This window comes from Methyloversatilis sp. (genome assembly GCF_965284615.1).
GTDB lineage: Bacteria > Pseudomonadota > Gammaproteobacteria > Burkholderiales > Rhodocyclaceae > Methyloversatilis.
In genome coordinates, this window is sequence record NZ_OZ260098.1 from 1960031 (window position 1) to 1976182 (window position 16152).

Genomic DNA, 16152 nt, shown 5'->3' on the forward strand with positions numbered 1-16152 from the left:
CGATGGCGGGGGCGCGCTCGGGCGTTCTCCGTCAGACGCTGCGAGCGAGCAGGGCGACGACTTCGGCCTGGCGGTGCGTGCCGGTCTTGGCAAGAATGCGCTTGAGGTGGGAACGCACCGTCGCCAGACCGATGCCCAGCCCGGACGCGATTCCTTCCAGTGAGCGCCCCTGCGCCAGCGCCGCGGCGACTGCGGCTTCGGTCCGCGTGAGGTCGAACAGCGCGCGCAGCTTCTCCAGATCGGTCGGCGCCTCCGGGTCGCGGATGAACACCAGCGCGGCCGGTCCCTGATCGCCGAACACCGACGTCGTCGGGCGCAGAGGTGCGATCTCCAGCACCAGCGGCAGCCGACCCATACGCGGAACGCACAGCGCGGCACCGGCATCGCCCGGCTCGCCCTGCGCGACATCGACCGCTGCGCGCACCCGCGCCGACAGCGCATCGCGCAGCGCCGGTTGCCGCAGAACGAGGCATCCGCCATGCACCGCCAGTTCGGTGTTACCGCGCAACAGCGCGTCCGCCATCGCGCTGGACAGCATGACGCGGCAGCGCGCATCGACCACGATCACGCCGGTATCGACGCGGTCGAGTGCCTGCAGTGCGGTGGCATGCGCCTGCGACAGCGCCGACAGGCGCCGACCCAGCCGCAGCGCGCGCTGCAGGTGCGGCAGCAGCAGCGCGACCTTGCGGCGCTCGACTTCGGTATAGGCGCCGGCTTCGCGCGTGCGATGAATGCCCAGCACGCCGATGACGCCCTCGGCCGCCTGGAACACCGCGCCCAGCATGTGGTGGATGTCGAGATGACGCAGCCATTCCTGGTAGAAACCGCTGCGCGCCTGCTCCTCGGGCGTCACCAGATCCTCGTCGGTGATGACGCGTGACAGCCCGTGAGCGACCGAGCGCTCGACCCACAGGTCGCGCCGGTGCCAGTCCTCGGCCCAGGCCCGGTCGCGCTCCGCGACCACCAGATTGTCGGTGCATTCGAGCAGATCCACCTGCGCGCCCTCGCCGTGCAGCTTGATGACCGTACTGGTCGAATCGAGCGCCTGAGCGGTGCGCGTCGCGGTGCCCGGCCACAGGCTGCTGTCCAGCGCGGCGTCGTAGTAATGCGCGATCAGCGCCGACAGGCGGGCGTCGGCAAGTTCCGGTGAGGACATGGGTGACGCCTCCGTGAGCGGGTTTCTCCCCTGTTTGGGGGGCGCAAGCGCCCCGTGCGGATTTCTACCATAGCGCACCGGCATCGCACGACGCGAACCTCACGGCGGCGATGCGACCGCCGGGATCGAATGACAGGAGCCCTTCCATGCAGACACGAGCCGTTCTTTTCCGCCTCGCCCTGGCCGGCGCGCTGATCGCCGGCGTCTTGCCCGCGCAGGCGCAGAACGCCACCACTCCCGCCGCGAAGCTCGACATCGCTGGCGTGCGCATCGGCATGACCGAAGCCGAAGCCGTCAAGGCCGTGCAGGCCTTCGACGCCAGCGCGAAGCTGAAGCGCACCGTCGCTACCTTCCCTTACTTCGACGGCGTGAATTCACTGCAGTCGCCGGAATTCCTCGACCACATCGGCGCCACGATGGCCGGATCGGGCATCGGCATCTGGTTCGCCAGCCCGCCGGCAGAACCGCGCGTCATCGCCGTCATGCGCCGCGCTTCGGCGCCGCAGCCGCCGGGCAGCGAACAGATGATGTCGTCGCTGGTTGCGCGCTACGGCCCCTATGCCGCGCGCACGCCGCCGGTGGCCGGCGGTCGCGCCGTCGTGCACTGGAGCGAGGAAGGCAAACCCCAGTGCAGCGTGGACAAGGATCGCAAGGGCCAACGCATCCCCTGGAACAACGCCATGGGCACGCTGCTGCAGCCGGGTGCGGTGAAGGTGCTGGAACAGTACGCACGCCAGCGCGTGCCGCATCTGGTCGAGGCGCTCGGCCCCACGCCGGACGTCGCCCGCTGCGGCATCGTGCTGCGCTACGAATGGAACAGCGAACCGGTGCAGAACTTCGAAGCCTGGCTGGTCGATCAGGGCGGCATGGTCGCCGGCAGCCGGAGGTCGGCCGAGTGGGTCGAACAGCTCAAGACCGAAGCGGTGCGGAAGCTGAAGGGGCAGGGGGCGGCGCCGAAGTTCTGACCGCTCCCGCGTTCTTCAAGCACTGTCTGCCCGCATTGTCTTGCGAGCGCCGAGTCAGAGCGCATCAAAGAGGAGCACAGACGGAAACGCGATCAGCATCGTGACTAGCGATGCGAGCGGAGTCATCGCGACGACGACAGCGACGATGAGGCGCGACATCGCTGCGGGGACAAGCCCCACGCGTCAGGCCGTCTGGTCGTCAACGATTGAGCGAAGGGCGGCGAACATCGATCTGCGCGCCACGCGTGAGCTGACGTTCGGGCGATTCACTCGGCGCGTGTGCGGACCACGCATGGGAGCTTTACAGCATGCGCAACACGATACGCCTCGTGTCGTCGCTGAATTCGGCAAATTCCTGATCCGTCAGCAGATTTTCCCGTCGCATCTCGGTCAGCTTGAACAGCGCGTTGGAACGGCTCAGCCCGTCGAATGCAAGCGCGATCTGCTTGTCGCGGTCCTGTATCAGCTTGAAGATGTTCAAGTAGCGTTCATGGCTCGTGTCCTCGCTTTGGGCCACGAGCGTCAGTTCTTCCAGGATGCGATTGCACAGGCGCTCAAGCGCAACCGGCTTCAGCGTGCTGAGCCGTCGCCAATCTGCTTCGGGGATGCGCGTCGTCATGGTCTGTTCGGGATGCCGGTCGGTGGGATCGACGAATGGGTTCCGTTCAAGAGGTTGCTCTCCTAAGGATAGGCGCGGTATCTGCAAGAAGTGAACGTTCGCGCAAAGCGCCGTCGAGTCGCTGCCAAACCCGGATCCGCGATAGCATCGCCCGCCGCTAGATGCCGACCGAATTCCTCACCAGCGGCCTCGCCTCGCGCGACCGCGCACGCGAAACCGGGCGCTACACCGGCGCTGACGAAGTGTTCGGACGTCTGGATGCGATGCTGGCCAAGGTCAGAGCGGGCGAATGAGCTATCGCATCCGCTTTTCCGCTCGCGCGGCGCGAAAATGGCGCATCGAGCGCTCGTCGTGGAGTTTGCCGGGCTTGCTGTCAACCCAGCCAAAACAGAGCGCTTCCTCAACTGTCTCGGCGTCCTCGAAAGAGGTTTGCCAGTGGCCTTCTGCGGGCCACAAGCTAGACCCCATCGCTGTGCTCGTGATGTTGGGCGAGCCACTCGGGCCATTCTGCGCGACTCCTGGGATGAACCGAATTCGCGGATGCTTCATACGCTCGACGATAGGGGGTGGGGACAGACCGTGTCTTCAGGATAGGACTGTCTCCGATGTCTCCAATTTCTTCAAAGCTCGGGTGAAGGAAGCGACCCGGAGATGTGGCGTGTCATCGGTCCATCGAGATCAAGCAGAAGAAAACCGTCGCTTGCTCGCCCGTCGTGGTTCGCCGATGCGGCACAAATGGCGTCCATCTTTTAATTGTCGTCGCCTCGCTTCAAGCACGCCGGTGCAGGCGTACTGCGAGGACCATGATAGCGAAGCCCGCGAGCAATAGAGCCCAAGTCCGTGGTTCAGGCACTGCAGGCGTCATCAGGTAGATCTGGGACAGTCCTGAGAACTCGTTGTAGGCGTTGCCCACAATGATGCCACTGCTGTTGATGCCTACCGCAGATCGCAGTGTCCAGCCTTCAGCGACCTCTTCGTCAGTCAGGAAACTGTTCAGGTCTATGACATCGCCCTCTATCCAGACGGTGGCCCGATCTTCGTACCACAAGCTCTTCGACGACACGCCCACAATCCATCCGGCATCGTTGATGGCGTTTGCGCTACTGCCCAGGAAGCTGGGCAGCGTACCCAAATCGATTGCAATGTCATTTTCCCAAAGCGTTGCATACTGATATGGATTACCGTTGCCTTGGGCCGACGCACCGACAATATGCCCCAGGCTATTGATGCCGTTGGCCTGGCTGATGTTGCCGCCCAGTGTCGGAAGCACTGTTGCGACGCCGTTCCTCCATAACGTGGCGCGCGAGAAAGTCTCGCTGGAGCCTGATCCGCCGGCAATCCAACCATCATTGTTAACTGCGTTCGCGAAGCTTGCGTACGCTCCATCGGGCATTACGAGCTCGGTCATCACGTTGTTCTGCCATACGACAGCCCGCGGAGAGCCAGAACTGCCGATGCTTTCGTATCTGCCCACGATTTGACCGCGATCATTCAGGTCAACGGCGACGCTTCGAGTCCCTTGAGGCGTCGGTAACTCGACGGCGTTCTGGCCCTGCCAGAGAGTTGCCACACCGAATCCGCTACCCGAGTAGCCGACGGCGTCTCCCTGATTGTTGAGGCCGAATACATCTACAAACCCATCGGACGTGCCGAATATGTTCTGAGCAACGCCGTTGCGCCAGACCGTTGCGTAAACCCACTGACCAGCCACGTCTCCGGCATCGTTGATGTCATAGGCGTACCCACTGGAAACACCTGGCTCATGCAGCAACGAGAAGTTGAATGAGGGTGCAGCGAAGCTCAGTGCCGACATAGATGTCATTACGCCTGCCACCAAGGTTCGCACAAAGAACGGGAATGCATGCATTTTGATAATCCTACTCATGAAAGAAGAATCTGCGGTCAGCCGAGAAACTGATGAATTTTTCATTGATTTCTCAAGTAAGCGCCATCGCGATGGCGCTCCGCGCGGCGGTGCCGTGTAGCAAGGTGCATGCCTTACCCTCCGATCTCGTAAAACCAAGTACTTGATGAGAGATGGGAGAGTTGGTGTAAAGGAACTCGACGTCCGTTCGTGCAAATGACGATGGCGTTCGGTTGCGCTTGCTTTTCGTCGCCGAGGTGACTGATGAAGTGAGCCAGCGTGGTGACGTGCGGCGTATCGTTACCGGAGACAGTCTTGAAGTCGTTGCCGACCAAGGGAAATGTATGTGGTCTGACTCCGATGATGCGAGTGCCTGGAACGGCTGCGACCATGGTGCGCGATCAAACTCTTGAATCAACAGGTCCGCGAGCGTGTCACCGAGATGAATATGCGTGGAAACCTCAGGGAGCGTCCCGTGTTTTTTACATTTGGAGAGACGGCCAGACTGAGGGGCGCGGAGGCAAACTAAGGACAGGCCACGGTTTTCTACGTCAGTGTTCGAAAACTCTTTGAATGAAACGTGGGCGTCCCCTCGTGTTGAATGACGGGGACCCCGACATCGCCAGAAGGGGGGGGGCATTACTTTCCGAACCAACCCTTTGCTTTGGCAACGTTTGCCCGCTTCGTATCAAGGACAAACCCGATTCCCTGCTTCTCAAACCGCTCTTCCAGCACGTCGGCCCCCTTCTTGAGCTTGAGGTCCATTTCCTCTTTGTACAGCGGCGTCAGCACGTAGAACGAAATCATGTCCCCGGACTTTGCCCGGAACTGGAAGAAGTCTTTGGGCAGTGAATACGGTGGCGTGAGCATTGCGCCGACAAACCCCGTATTTGCGATGGGGTCCGGCGGGTCGCCATTGGGAATCGAATGCCCCCACCCGATCCACGTCTTGTACTCATGGGGCAGGCGCCCGATCATCTTGAGCCACCTTACCGGCCAGTAGTTCACTTCGTTCTTGAGCGATTCCTGGTCGAGCGGCCAGCTACGCGGCAGAGCGATAAGAAGCTCGACCCGGCGGAATTTCTCCATGCCCTCAGGAACATTCATCGGTTCTTCGCTTACACCGCTGGTCACCAGCACGTGATAGGGACGTTCCGCCGTAGCAGGAACGATCAGTACATCAAGATGGACCAGGTCGGACAGCACTTCGTGGTAGACGGACTCAATCTTCCCGATGTACTTCTCGACGTGAGCTTCCACCTCCTCCAGGTTTTCTCCGGAGTGCCGTGGAGCGGTCCGTTCCGGGCTGCGCGGCTTGTGGCGATAGATGGGACTGCCGGATTCGGATCTCTCTTCTTCGTGCGACATGGTCCCCTTCCTGTCGGCGGAATGGACAGATGGCGCCGCGGCGAGCGTGGCCACAAACAAGAACACTGCGGTGAGGTATTTCATGATGGTTGGCTTGTAAGTGTGCGGCTTGCGCTGTCTTTCGCGCAGGTCCGCACGACAGCAGGGTCAGCCTTTTCGGGCCAGAATTCCATACACATGGTAAGGAACCTCGGAGACAACCAGTTTCTCTGGAAGGGGTTCGGTATTTCCGTTCAGATGCACGTCGAGCCCATCGAAATTTCCCTTTGCATCCGCATAGACGATGAACTCAAGGGACGCACCGGGCGGCTGCTCTACCGGGAACTCAGCGAGAAAGACAACGTGACCTCTCCTGGAAGGCGGAACGATTGGAGCGGTTTGCCTTCCCTCGTCAACAACCATGTTGAAACTGTTACAACCGCACTCGCAAAGGCGTGTGATCGTCCCGGCGCTGAATTGCGCGAGAAGCGCTTCGCCTGCGACGAACTCGGGACATTCCGCAATGAACTTTGCCCAGTGAGCGGCGGTTTCGGCGCTGTTCGTCATGAGAGGGCTAATGCTTAAAATCGGGAGATGTATGCGAATATAATAGGTGTCGAGCCACGATTATGTCGCCCCACCAGAGATTCAGAGTGCCGAAAGTGTGGTCTGTCCCCTATTTTTGAAGGAAATGCCCGTGCGACGGCCTTACCGGGTCGTCAACTGAGTGCTCGACGTTCCTCTGATCGTGACCGGCTGACCGGACACGGCGTCTTCGATCCAGACTGTCGAGGCGTCCTTCTCCAGCTTGCCCTTCACGACATAGACCTTGTCGGCTTCAGGAGTGAAGTCGAGTTCTGCTTCGACCGACCAGAAAGTGCCAGCCATTCGTGAAGCGATCTCGTGTATCGGAGCGCCTGTTGCATGCGTACCGACAACGACCACCTTCAGTGGCTTCACTGGAACCAGACGAGAGGGGAATTGGGCGGACAGACGGAATCCTTGCCCCGCACTCGCGCGTCGGGATTCTCCAACTGCAGTGTTGGACACGCGGGTGCCATCTACGGACGCAAGGTAGAAAAGGCGAGCCTTGCTCCCGTCTTCGATCTCGCCCGAATCAATGACAGTCGCCATCGCGACATTACTCAACGTCAGCCGCAACTCACCGAGACGGCTCCCCGGAATGGACGCCGAGTGCCCGGCATCGCCATGAACGATGAGAGGGCCGGGTGCTTCTTCCGTCCCGTGAATAATCACATATCGGGCTCCTTCAGGAACCGCAACACGCCCCTCGAATCGATTGCCTTCGAACCTCTGGCGCCGGCTTTCCATGCGACCGGAGCTGCGGGTTTCGATCATGTTTCGATCGTCGTCGAGAAAGGTAAAGACTGGCACCAGGGTCTTCAGCTGATAGATCATGATGCCGCCATGTGGTGCCGACGCATAGTCCAGGTAGCGTCGCGCAGCGTCGTCCGGTAGAGAGAAGGACGCAAACCTTCGCGGAGTGCCGTTAAACAGGAAGTTCGGTGATGTGGCATCGATTTTCACCGTCGCCGTGTTGCCGAGCGTAAGACCCGTGAACTGCATCGCTTCCGGTGCCACGGTTTCCTGATGCGCCTGAGCCTCGCGGTCGCTCTCCTCGATGACAGTGGTTGCACAACCGGCCAGTAACGACAGCGAGATCAATACAGCAGAGAGTGCGCGCAGAGGTGGTGTCATTTTAATTTCTTGATGTGCGTGTTTGCGGAGGATACAGGGGACAAATCACGTTATTAAAATCGTGGTCTGTCCCCGATTGTTCCGTTCCATATTTACTTTCTTACGTCGCGCAGAAAGATAAGCGTAGGAATCTTCTTTCCAGATTCATCGTATTTCGAGATTACGGTAATGTCGCCTGTCACAAACTCTTTTCCAAGCAGATCTGACAGTTTAATGTGGGGGTCTAGGTGCATCTTGGCGCGCTTAGGGTTGACGCTCGGCACAACGGCAGCCCAACCGCGTTTGGTACTGTCCAGATCAATGGCTCGGATTTGAATTTCAACTTCTTGGTAATCGTCTATCAGTTCTTCTTCATCGTCGCCTGGAACAGCTAGGGGCATGGCTTGAATTGCCTTGTTTCCAATTTGGGATGCCCCATCGTGATTTAGTACGATCGAAGTACCGGCTTCGCGTTTGGCTGGCCTTACAACTTTGACCGCTTCCTTGGTAAGCGAGGGCTTGCTTTTGATGGCGTTGTGAATAGCAGCCGAAAACTGGTCCTCCGATACGCCAGCCAGTTGAGCTCCAATGTTGATTACAACGCTCAGGTTATTCTGGAGGGGTTCCTTTTGCTCCTTCGTGCCGTTGAGCTTGTTAAGCAGATAAATTCCGCCGGCCATAACCAGCGCGCCAATGATGCACCCGACCAAGAGTTTGTTCTCTATGAGTGAATCAACCTTTAGAGAGCCCCGCAACTCTTCGACATTCTTGGTGAGATTCTCCTGGGAGCCCCAAAGAAACTTAACTACAAGGTCTTCCCAGAGGCTGCCCGCCCGCACCTCGTTAACGTAAACGCTGACCGACTGAATGTGCAAACCCGGGGCGATTTTCTCTAGGACCTCGGGCGTTGCCTCGATGATTGCCTTTAGAGCAAGAAGAGACGCAGCCACATCCTCAACCGGCAGATGCTCTTTGTTCGTGTAGTAAACCGACTGCCCAGTGATCAGTTCCATTGCATGAGCCTGTAGGTGAGCGGATTTCTAACGTGGAGGTCACCGGCGCTGCGCGGCTTTATCGCGCAGCGTCCGGTGACCGCAGGGTTATGCCTCTTATGCTCCGTCATGGAGCTTTACCGAGTGCTTTGAGCACGGCATAGGTAGCGCCCACAACTGCGAATATGCCCGATGCAATTATTGAGACGATAGTGGCAACGTCCCATTTGCTGAGAATTTTCTCTTCGATCTTATCAAGGCGCTCAGACAGTTGATCGATGCGTTGTGCGAACAGAGCGTCATTGATTGAGGCAATCTTGTCTATCGACGCCTCATCAGGAAAGCGATTCTCGATTGCCTGGAGTCGCTCCTTTAGGCCCTTCATTCTTTCGTCAACCTCGGTTGCAACTTGATCCTTTGTGATGCCCTGTTGTTCAGAGACACCTTGCACAATGCCCTGCTCAACTTCCTTTAGAAGTTGATTAGTGACTTGGGCCTGCGGTGCGCCAGCATGTTCGAATTGATGAGATAGACGAATGCCGCCGATGCTGACGCTAATTTCCGTAACTTGGCGTCGTGCGGCCTTTTCAGTCTTGTCCCGTTCTCGCCGCTGGATGCGCTCGAAGAATTCCTTCAAGTAGCTGGTACCAAGCGCCGCGATTAGGCTTACGACTGCACCCGCAACCGCTGTCGTTACTTGTAGGTCAAATGACATGGCGATCGATTCTAAGAGGCATGACGTGAGGTGGACTACATTTTCGTCCGATAAGACGGGCGGTGTCCGGATAAACGAACAAACTGGACACTGGATTTCTTTTTCATTTCAATCCTCTCCGTTTTCTTCCACGTTTACTCGCAGCACGAACAAATCCCGAAACCGGACACGCTCCCTACAGGCATCGCACGGAAGTTAGCTCATGCTGCTGCGGTTCTTCCGCGCATCAGACTTTTGGCCGATGAGGTGGCGAAGATCGCGCGCGGCGACGGTGGGTTCGAGCTCCGCCAGACAAAAAAAGGGCCTGTCTTCCGACAGGCCCTTTCCGTTTCAGCGGTCCGCCCTTGCGGGCCTTGACGTCAGCCGCAACTCCCCACCGCCCCGCAGGCCGTGCAGAAATCGCAGCCGTCCTTGCGGATGACCGACTGGTTGCCGCATTCGTTGCACAGCGCGCCCTGCATCAGCTTGGGTTCATCGTCGCCGCGCGGGGCTTCGAGGATGCCCATTTCGCGGGTGGGGTAGCCGTCCTCGTCGAGGATGCCCAGCATGGCGTAGCGGTGGATGATGAGGCGGGCGACGTAGGCGACGGTCAACGGCCAGTTCTGCTGGCGGCGGGTGCCGGGCACGAAGGCCATGAAGTCGCCCAGCGGTTCCGGATAGCTGATGAGCTTGCGCAGCTTCATGCCTATCCAGGCCGGGTCCATCACGCGCATGTCGAGTGCGAGGATGCGGGTGAGGCCGTCGAGCGCGCGCGGGTAGTTGCCGGACAGCCACACCGAGTAGGGCCGCGTTTCGCCGCCGGGCAGGGTGATTTCCTTCAGGCCGAGCACGAAGTCTTCACCGGTTGCCGGATTGCTGATGTCCACCGTCCAGCTCAGCGTGCCGTCGGTGCCGGTTTTCGGCTCCTGCACCGCGAACAGGGTGTCGAGCACCGGCGTCGGCGCTTCGCGGTCGAGCGCGCCCAGCTTGTCGCAGCGGTAGCGGATGACGTTGGCGAAGGCGGCGACCACGCCCGGCATGCGGCGGTGTTCGCCGGTCGGCGGGAAAGGCAGGTCGAAGCTGGCGTCGCCGACAGTCTTGGCCAGCACGTCGAGCTTGAGCTTGAGCCAGCCCGGATCGTTGGCGCGCATGTCCATCGACAGCGTCTTGGCGACGGCGCCGAGGCCGCGCGGCTGGTTGGCGCCATTGACCCACACTTCGAAGGGCAGCGGCTGGATGCGGCCGTCCGGCCCTTCGTTCTCGGTGTGGCCGACGAACAGCGCGAATTCGCCGCCCGGCGTCTTCAGCATATAGGTCCAGCTCGGGTTGCCGTCGCTCATGTCCGGCCGTCCCGGCCAGCGCAGGCTGGCCAGCACCGGCGCCGGCAGCGCGCCGATCGACAGGCGCTGGTTGGCGCCGCCGGTGACCAGTTCGACGTCGTGCGGCTGCTTCTTCTCTTCGCTCTTCGGCGTGTCAACCGACAGCACGCTGCCGAGCACGCTGTTCGGGCGGTAGGTGGCGAGGCCCTTGAGGCCGGCCTTCCAGGCGGCGAGGTAGAGGTCCTCGAAGTCGGCGTAGGGGTAGTCGGCCGGCACGTTCACCGTCTTCGAGATCGAGGTGTCGATGTAGGGCGCGACCGCGGCCACCATGTCCTTGTGCGCGGCGGCGGAAATTTCGAGCGCGGTGACGAACCAGGGCGGCAGCTTGTCCATGTCGCCGCCGAGGTGCTTGAACAGGCGCCAGGCGTAGTCCTCGACCGCGTATTCCTTGAAGGTGCCGTCGGCCATGCGCTTCTTGCGCGTGTAGGTCCAGGAGAAGGGCGGTTCGATACCGTTGCTGGCGTTGTCGGCGAAGGCCAGCGAAATGGTGCCGGTGGGCGCGATCGACAGCAGGTGCGAATTGCGCAGGCCGTGCTTGCGGATCTGCTCCTTCACCTCGGCCGGCAGGCGCGACGCGAAGTTGCCGCCCGACAGGTACATGTCGGCGTTGAACAGCGGGAAGCTGCCGCGCTCCTTGGCCAGCTCGACCGAGGCGAGGTAGGCGGCGTCGCGCATGACTTCGGAAATGCGCGAGGCCATCAGCCGCGCTTCCTGCGAGTCGTAGCGCTGGCGCAGCATGATGAGGGTGTCGCCGAGGCCGGTGAAGCCGAGGCCGACGCGGCGCTTGGCCATCGCTTCGTCATGCTGCTGCGTGAGCGGCCAGTGCGTCACGTCGAGCACGTTGTCCAGCATGCGGATGGCGATGGCCACCACTTCGCGGAAGCCGTCGAAGTCGAACTCGGCCGCTTCGGAAAAGGGCCGCTTCACGAAGCGCACCAGATTGATCGAACCCAGGTCGCAGCAGCCGTAGGGCGGCAGCGGCTGTTCGGCGCAGGGGTTGGTCGCCTCGATGCGCTCGCAGTAATAGAGGTTGTTGTCGCGGTTGATGCGGTCGAGGAAGAGGATGCCCGGCTCGGCGTGGTCGTAGGTCGAGCGCATGATCTGGTCCCACAGATCGCGCGCACGCGGCTTGGCGTAGACCCACAGGCCGTCCTCGCGCTGGTAGGCGCCGGCCGCTTTCAGGTCACGTGCCGGCTCGGCCTTGTGCACCAGATCAACCGTGGTGTCGGCTTCGACCGCCTTCATGAACACGTCGGTCACGCCGACCGACACGTTGAAATTGGTCAGGTCGCCGCCGTCCTTGGCGTGGATGAACTGTTCGATGTCAGGGTGATCGCAGCGCAGCACGCCCATCTGGGCGCCGCGGCGGCTGCCGGCGGATTCCACCGTCTCGCACGAGCGGTCGAACACGCGCATGTAGCTGACCGGGCCGGAGGCGCGCGACTGCGTGCCGCGCACGCGGGCGCCGACCGGGCGGATGCTGGAGAAGTCGTAACCGACGCCGCCACCGCGACGCATCGTTTCGGCGGCCTGTGCCAGCGCGGTGTAGATGCCGGGGCGCTCGTCCTCGATTTCGGTGATGGAGTCGCCGACCGGCTGCACGAAGCAATTGATCAGCGTGGCGGTGAGGTTGGTGCCGGCGGCCGAACTGATGCGGCCGGCGGGCACGAAGCCGCGGTCCTGCGCTTCGAGGAACTTTGCTTCCCAATGCGCGCGGCGGTCTTCTGCCTCGGCCTGGGCCAGTGCCTTCGCCACGCGGCGACGCACTTCAGCGACAGTGGTTTCGCCGCCCTTGGCGTACTTCTCGATCAGCACTTCGCCTGAAATTTCCTGCTCCGGCAGGCAGGCGATTTTTTCCTCTTCGGTCAGTGGGACAAGATCGATCTGTTGCATGTGTGGGCTCCTCCCTGACGTGAATCTTTCGATTCTAGGCCGCTGATACGAGGTCGGACAGCCTTGACAGGGGCGCGTTCCGGCGGTCGTCCGCGCCCCTGCTGGCATTGGCTGCGATGCCCACGGCCGGGCGGGCGATTGCGGTGCACCATGACAATGCGAGGGCGCGGGGGTGGGGAAAGACGTGGCGGTAATTACCGCTGGTCACGGGCGGCACTCCTTGTGAGAGCAGCCTTGGCCGCGATGCGGCCGCTGCTGTCCTCAGGCTTCGATGCAGGCAGCTGTCGGGGTCAGAAGACCCCTCCCACAGAACATCGGCTCCGACCGCCGACCGGGCACGATCCCTGTGAGAGCGACCTCTGTGGGAGCGGCCTTGGCCGCGATACGGCCTCTGCTGACCGCAGGCTTCGATCCAGGCAGCTGTCGGGGTCAGAAGACCCCTCCCACAGATCATCGGCTCCGACCGCCGATCGGGCGCGATCCCTGTGGGAGCGGCCTTGGCCGCGATACGGCCTTTGCTGTCCGCAGGCTTCGGTGCAGGCCGCTGTCGGGGTCAGAAGACCCCTCCCACAGCACCCCGGCTCCGACCGCCGATCGGGCGCGATCCCTGTGGGAGCGGCCTTGGTCGCGACATGGCCGCTGCTGTCCGCTGGCTTCGATGCAGGCCGCGGTCGGGGTCAGAAGACCCCTTCCACAGAAGTCCGGTTCCGACCGCCGATCGGGCGCGATCCCTGTGGGAGCGGCCTTGGCCGCGATGCGGCCGCTGCTGTCCGCAGGCTTCGATGCAGGCTGCTGTCGGGGTCAGAAGACCCCTCCCACAGAACATCGGCTCCGACCGCCGACCGGGCGCGGTTCCTGTGGGAGCGGTCTTCTGACCGCGACTCGGCGGTAGCTGGCCGTCGGCTTCGATTCAGTCTGCTATCGCGAGCAAGCTCGCTCCCACGGGCTCGGCGTCAGCCGTGCAGGACGCGCTCGCTGCGCCGGGCGAAATAGAACCACTCGTTGCCCGGCGTGGCGGCGGGGTTCGGGAACACGATGAAGCCGTCGCGCTGGGCGCGCACTTCGCTGCCGTCCTCGCGCGTGCCGATCAGGTCACCGGCGGACACCGGGTCGAAGCTGGCCCAGGGGCGGGCGAAGGTGTCGCCGGCGTGCAGCCGGTCGATCACTTCGACCAGCTTCAGCAGTTCGCAGTCGGTGCGGGCCGGCGGCGGGGCGTCGTCGGTCAGGCCGAGGTGGGCGAGGGTGTTGCGGATCGCCCGCCAGGCGAAGTCGGGTGCGGCCGGGTCTTCGTGCTGGCCGCATTCGAGCGTGATCGCGTAGCCGCCCAGGCGGCGCATGTATTCGGTGGTGCCGACGCCGTAGTCGGGGTCGGTGCTGAGCAGTTGCGCGCGCTCGGTCGGCGCGGTGCGCGCGAGCCGGGTGCGCACGCCGGCGGCATAGGTTTCGAGCCAGCCTTCTACCAGGCGACGCGCACCGAGTCGCAGCGCCATCGCCTCTTCGGCTGCGGCGTGGGCGAAGGGTTCGAGCGGGCCGGTGTTGTCCTGCGGGCCCAGCATGGCGAAGGGCTCGCCGCCGGTGTGGAAGGAATGCAGGTCGAGCAGCACCTCGTGCGCCGCCAGCAGCGGACACAGTGCGTTGGCGATGCGGTCCTCGTAGTCCTGTGGTGCGTCCTTCGGGCCGAGGTTGCGGTTCAGGTTGCGATCGCCCGCGCGCTGCCCGCGCAGATAGGCGAGCGGGTTGGTGACCGGCACGAAGGTGACCGAGCCGCGCAGGATGCGCAGCTCGCCGCGGTCGAGTTCGCCGAGGACGCGGGCGATGCCCTGGGTGCCGCAGGTTTCGTTGCCGTGCACGGCGCCGAGCACGATCAGTTTCGGACCGGCTTCGAGGCCGTGGTAGCAGTGGGTGCGCAGGCTGGTCAGGTTCATGAGCTGCAGGACAGTGCGGAACAGCCGGGCTTGTTGCGCGCCCATTCCGGGCGGCGGCCGGCGAGGTCGTCGAATTCCGGCTGTTCGTCGTAGGGGCGCTGCATCATCTTCAGCAGACGCTCGATCATGCCGGTGTCACCGGCGGTGGCATCGTCGATCGCGCGCTGGGCGAGCCAGTTGCGGACGATGTACTTCGGATTGGTGGCGTTCATGCGGGCGATGCGCGCGGCATCCGGCTCGCCGCCGGCAACCACGCGCTGCGCCCACTGCTGCAGCCAGTCGAGCAGGTCGCGGCCGTGCTCGGGCGACGGTCCTTCGCCGCTGTAGAAGGCCTCGTGCAGCGGTGCAAGCGCCGCCGCGTCGCCTGCGGCGGCAGCGGCGAGCGGCACCTCGGCGAGGCGGCGGAAGAAGATCGTGAAGTCGCACTCTTCGTGCTGCAGCAACTGGAGCAGACGGCTACGCATGTCCTGGTCGGCGTCGTCGCCGGCTGCCGGCAGCGGCAGGCCGAGCTTGTTGGCCAGCATCGCGGTCCAGCCGTCGGCGAAGGTCTGTTCATAGCCTTCGAGCGCGGCGTCGATGGCGTCGCGGTCCTCGATCAGCGGCGCCAGCGCGGCGGCCAGGCGGGTGAGATTCCAGTAGCCGATCTGCGGCTGCCGGCCGTAGCAGTAGCGGCGGCCCTGGGCGTCGGTGGTGTTCGGCGTCCACATCATGTCCACGCCTTCGAGCCAGCCGTAGGGGCCGTAATCGATGGTCAGACCGAGGATGGACATGTTGTCGGTGTTCATGACGCCATGCACGAAGCCGACGCGCATCCAGTCCACCATCAGCGTTGCGGTGCGACGGCAGATTTCGGCGAACCATTCGGCGTAGGAGGTGATGCCGGGGTAGTGATGCGTCATCACCCAGTCGGCGAGCTGGCGCAGCAGCGGCAGTTCCTGCTCCGAGGTCAGGATTTCGAAGTGGCCGAAGCGCACGAAGCTGGGTGCGACGCGGCAGACGATGGCGCCCGGTTCGTACTCGGGGCGACCGTCGTAGAACATGTCGCGCACCACCTGGTCGCCGGTGGCGACCAGGCTCAGCGCGCGCGTGGTCGGAATGCCGAGGTGGAACATCGCCTCGCTGCACAGGAATTCGCGCACCGACGAACGCAGCACGGCGCGGCCATCGGCGCGACGGGAATAGGGCGTCGGTCCGGCGCCCTTCAGCTGCAGTTCCTGCCGCTGACCATGGATGTCGAACATTTCGCCCAGCGTGATGGCGCGGCCGTCGCCGAGCTGACCGGCCCAGTTGCCGAACTGGTGGCCGCCGTAACGCGCGGAGTAGGGCTGCATACCGGGCAGCACGCGATTGCCCGCCAGCGCCTCGACCGCGGCGTCAACCTGCGCCGGGCGGGCGAGGCCGAGCTGGGCGCCGAGCACGTCGGACCAGGCCAGCAGTGCGGGTGCGGCCACCGGCGTCGGCGGCGTGAAGGTGTAGGACGCGTTGCGCACCTGGCGGGAGCGGATGAGGTCCGATGGATCGGCCGGCAGGCTGCGAACGAACAGGTTGTCGAACTCGATCTCGTCGAGTCGTTTGTGTGCGGCTGACATGAATGCGTTGGTACGTGCGGAAGACTGCATT

The 16152-nt window shown here is 62.7% G+C and carries 13 protein-coding genes; 2 read left to right on the plus strand and 11 right to left on the minus strand.

Features of this window, described 5'->3' with window-relative positions:
• Positions 1-31: 31 nt before the first annotated feature.
• Entirely contained in the window at positions 32-1156 is a 1125-nt protein-coding gene (locus tag ACQ66H_RS09370) for a helix-turn-helix transcriptional regulator (RefSeq protein ID WP_430433788.1), read from the minus strand.
• A 146-nt stretch (positions 1157-1302) separates the two neighbouring features.
• Between ACQ66H_RS09370 and ACQ66H_RS09375 the strand changes: the two genes are divergently transcribed.
• Entirely contained in the window at positions 1303-2121 is an 819-nt protein-coding gene (locus tag ACQ66H_RS09375; protein ID WP_430433789.1) for a hypothetical protein, read from the plus strand.
• 301 nt (positions 2122-2422) lie between these two features.
• On the opposite strand, the gene ACQ66H_RS09380 is transcribed toward ACQ66H_RS09375, so the two are convergent.
• Complete coding sequence (locus ACQ66H_RS09380) at positions 2423-2740, minus strand: peptide ABC transporter substrate-binding protein (RefSeq protein WP_430433790.1); 318 nt, start codon at positions 2738-2740, stop codon at positions 2423-2425.
• A gap of 161 nt (positions 2741-2901) precedes the next feature.
• On the opposite strand from ACQ66H_RS09380, the gene ACQ66H_RS09385 reads away from it, so the two are divergent.
• Positions 2902-3033 carry a hypothetical protein gene (locus tag ACQ66H_RS09385; protein ID WP_430433791.1) on the plus strand — a complete coding sequence of 44 codons (132 nt, stop codon included), beginning with the start codon at positions 2902-2904 and terminating at the stop codon, positions 3031-3033.
• Between the two features lie 476 nt (positions 3034-3509).
• Here the strand turns inward: ACQ66H_RS09385 and ACQ66H_RS09390 are convergent, their stop codons facing one another.
• The 9 genes from ACQ66H_RS09390 to ACQ66H_RS09430 all read right to left on the minus strand — a co-directional run bounded on the left by ACQ66H_RS09390 (position 3510) and on the right by ACQ66H_RS09430 (position 16121).
• Positions 3510-4670 carry a PEP-CTERM sorting domain-containing protein gene (locus ACQ66H_RS09390; protein WP_430433792.1) on the minus strand — a complete coding sequence of 387 codons (1161 nt, stop codon included), beginning with the start codon at positions 4668-4670 and terminating at the stop codon, positions 3510-3512.
• A gap of 573 nt (positions 4671-5243) precedes the next feature.
• Complete coding sequence (locus ACQ66H_RS09395) at positions 5244-6056, minus strand: suppressor of fused domain protein (protein WP_430433793.1); 813 nt, start codon at positions 6054-6056, stop codon at positions 5244-5246.
• A 63-nt stretch (positions 6057-6119) separates the two neighbouring features.
• Positions 6120-6518, minus strand: a complete 399-nt coding sequence (locus tag ACQ66H_RS09400) for a hypothetical protein (protein WP_430433794.1) — start codon at positions 6516-6518, stop codon at positions 6120-6122.
• A 141-nt stretch (positions 6519-6659) separates the two neighbouring features.
• A complete protein-coding gene (locus ACQ66H_RS09405) occupies positions 6660-7670 on the minus strand; it encodes a hypothetical protein (RefSeq protein ID WP_430433795.1) in 1011 nt (336 codons plus the stop codon).
• Positions 7671-7762: 92 nt separating this feature from the next.
• On the minus strand, positions 7763-8662 hold the full coding sequence (locus tag ACQ66H_RS09410) for a hypothetical protein (protein WP_430433796.1): 900 nt from the start codon (positions 8660-8662) through the stop codon (positions 7763-7765).
• Positions 8663-8768: 106 nt separating this feature from the next.
• Positions 8769-9356, minus strand: a complete 588-nt coding sequence (locus ACQ66H_RS09415; RefSeq protein WP_430433797.1) for a hypothetical protein — start codon at positions 9354-9356, stop codon at positions 8769-8771.
• A gap of 359 nt (positions 9357-9715) precedes the next feature.
• Complete coding sequence (locus ACQ66H_RS09420) at positions 9716-12607, minus strand: adenosylcobalamin-dependent ribonucleoside-diphosphate reductase (protein ID WP_430433798.1); 2892 nt, start codon at positions 12605-12607, stop codon at positions 9716-9718.
• A gap of 953 nt (positions 12608-13560) precedes the next feature.
• Positions 13561-14532, minus strand: a complete 972-nt coding sequence (locus ACQ66H_RS09425; RefSeq protein WP_430433799.1) for a succinylglutamate desuccinylase — start codon at positions 14530-14532, stop codon at positions 13561-13563.
• Positions 14529-16121: a protein adenylyltransferase SelO gene (locus tag ACQ66H_RS09430; RefSeq protein ID WP_430433800.1), complete on the minus strand. Its 1593-nt coding sequence runs from the start codon at positions 16119-16121 to the stop codon at positions 14529-14531. The genes ACQ66H_RS09425 and ACQ66H_RS09430 overlap by 4 nt, the downstream gene beginning before the upstream one ends.
• Positions 16122-16152: the final 31 nt, after the last annotated feature.

Excerpts from the sequence above, each read along its gene's own strand:
- ACQ66H_RS09395 (WP_430433793.1), bottom strand. The coding sequence starts at position 6,056 with ATGAAATACCTCACCGCAGTGTTCTTGTTTGTGGCCACGCTCGCCGCG.
- ACQ66H_RS09390 (WP_430433792.1), bottom strand. The coding sequence starts at position 4,670 with ATGAAAAATTCATCAGTTTCTCGGCTGACCGCAGATTCTTCTTTCATG.
- ACQ66H_RS09380 (WP_430433790.1), bottom strand. The coding sequence starts at position 2,740 with ATGACGACGCGCATCCCCGAAGCAGATTGGCGACGGCTCAGCACGCTG.
- ACQ66H_RS09410 (WP_430433796.1), bottom strand. The coding sequence starts at position 8,662 with ATGGAACTGATCACTGGGCAGTCGGTTTACTACACGAACAAAGAGCAT.
- ACQ66H_RS09375 (WP_430433789.1), top strand. The coding sequence starts at position 1,303 with ATGCAGACACGAGCCGTTCTTTTCCGCCTCGCCCTGGCCGGCGCGCTG.
- ACQ66H_RS09425 (WP_430433799.1), bottom strand. The coding sequence starts at position 14,532 with ATGAACCTGACCAGCCTGCGCACCCACTGCTACCACGGCCTCGAAGCC.
- ACQ66H_RS09415 (WP_430433797.1), bottom strand. The coding sequence starts at position 9,356 with ATGTCATTTGACCTACAAGTAACGACAGCGGTTGCGGGTGCAGTCGTA.
- ACQ66H_RS09370 (WP_430433788.1), bottom strand. The coding sequence starts at position 1,156 with ATGTCCTCACCGGAACTTGCCGACGCCCGCCTGTCGGCGCTGATCGCG.
- ACQ66H_RS09430 (WP_430433800.1), bottom strand. The coding sequence starts at position 16,121 with ATGTCAGCCGCACACAAACGACTCGACGAGATCGAGTTCGACAACCTG.
- ACQ66H_RS09420 (WP_430433798.1), bottom strand. The coding sequence starts at position 12,607 with ATGCAACAGATCGATCTTGTCCCACTGACCGAAGAGGAAAAAATCGCC.
- ACQ66H_RS09385 (WP_430433791.1), top strand. The coding sequence starts at position 2,902 with ATGCCGACCGAATTCCTCACCAGCGGCCTCGCCTCGCGCGACCGCGCA.
- ACQ66H_RS09400 (WP_430433794.1), bottom strand. The coding sequence starts at position 6,518 with ATGACGAACAGCGCCGAAACCGCCGCTCACTGGGCAAAGTTCATTGCG.
- ACQ66H_RS09405 (WP_430433795.1), bottom strand. The coding sequence starts at position 7,670 with ATGACACCACCTCTGCGCGCACTCTCTGCTGTATTGATCTCGCTGTCG.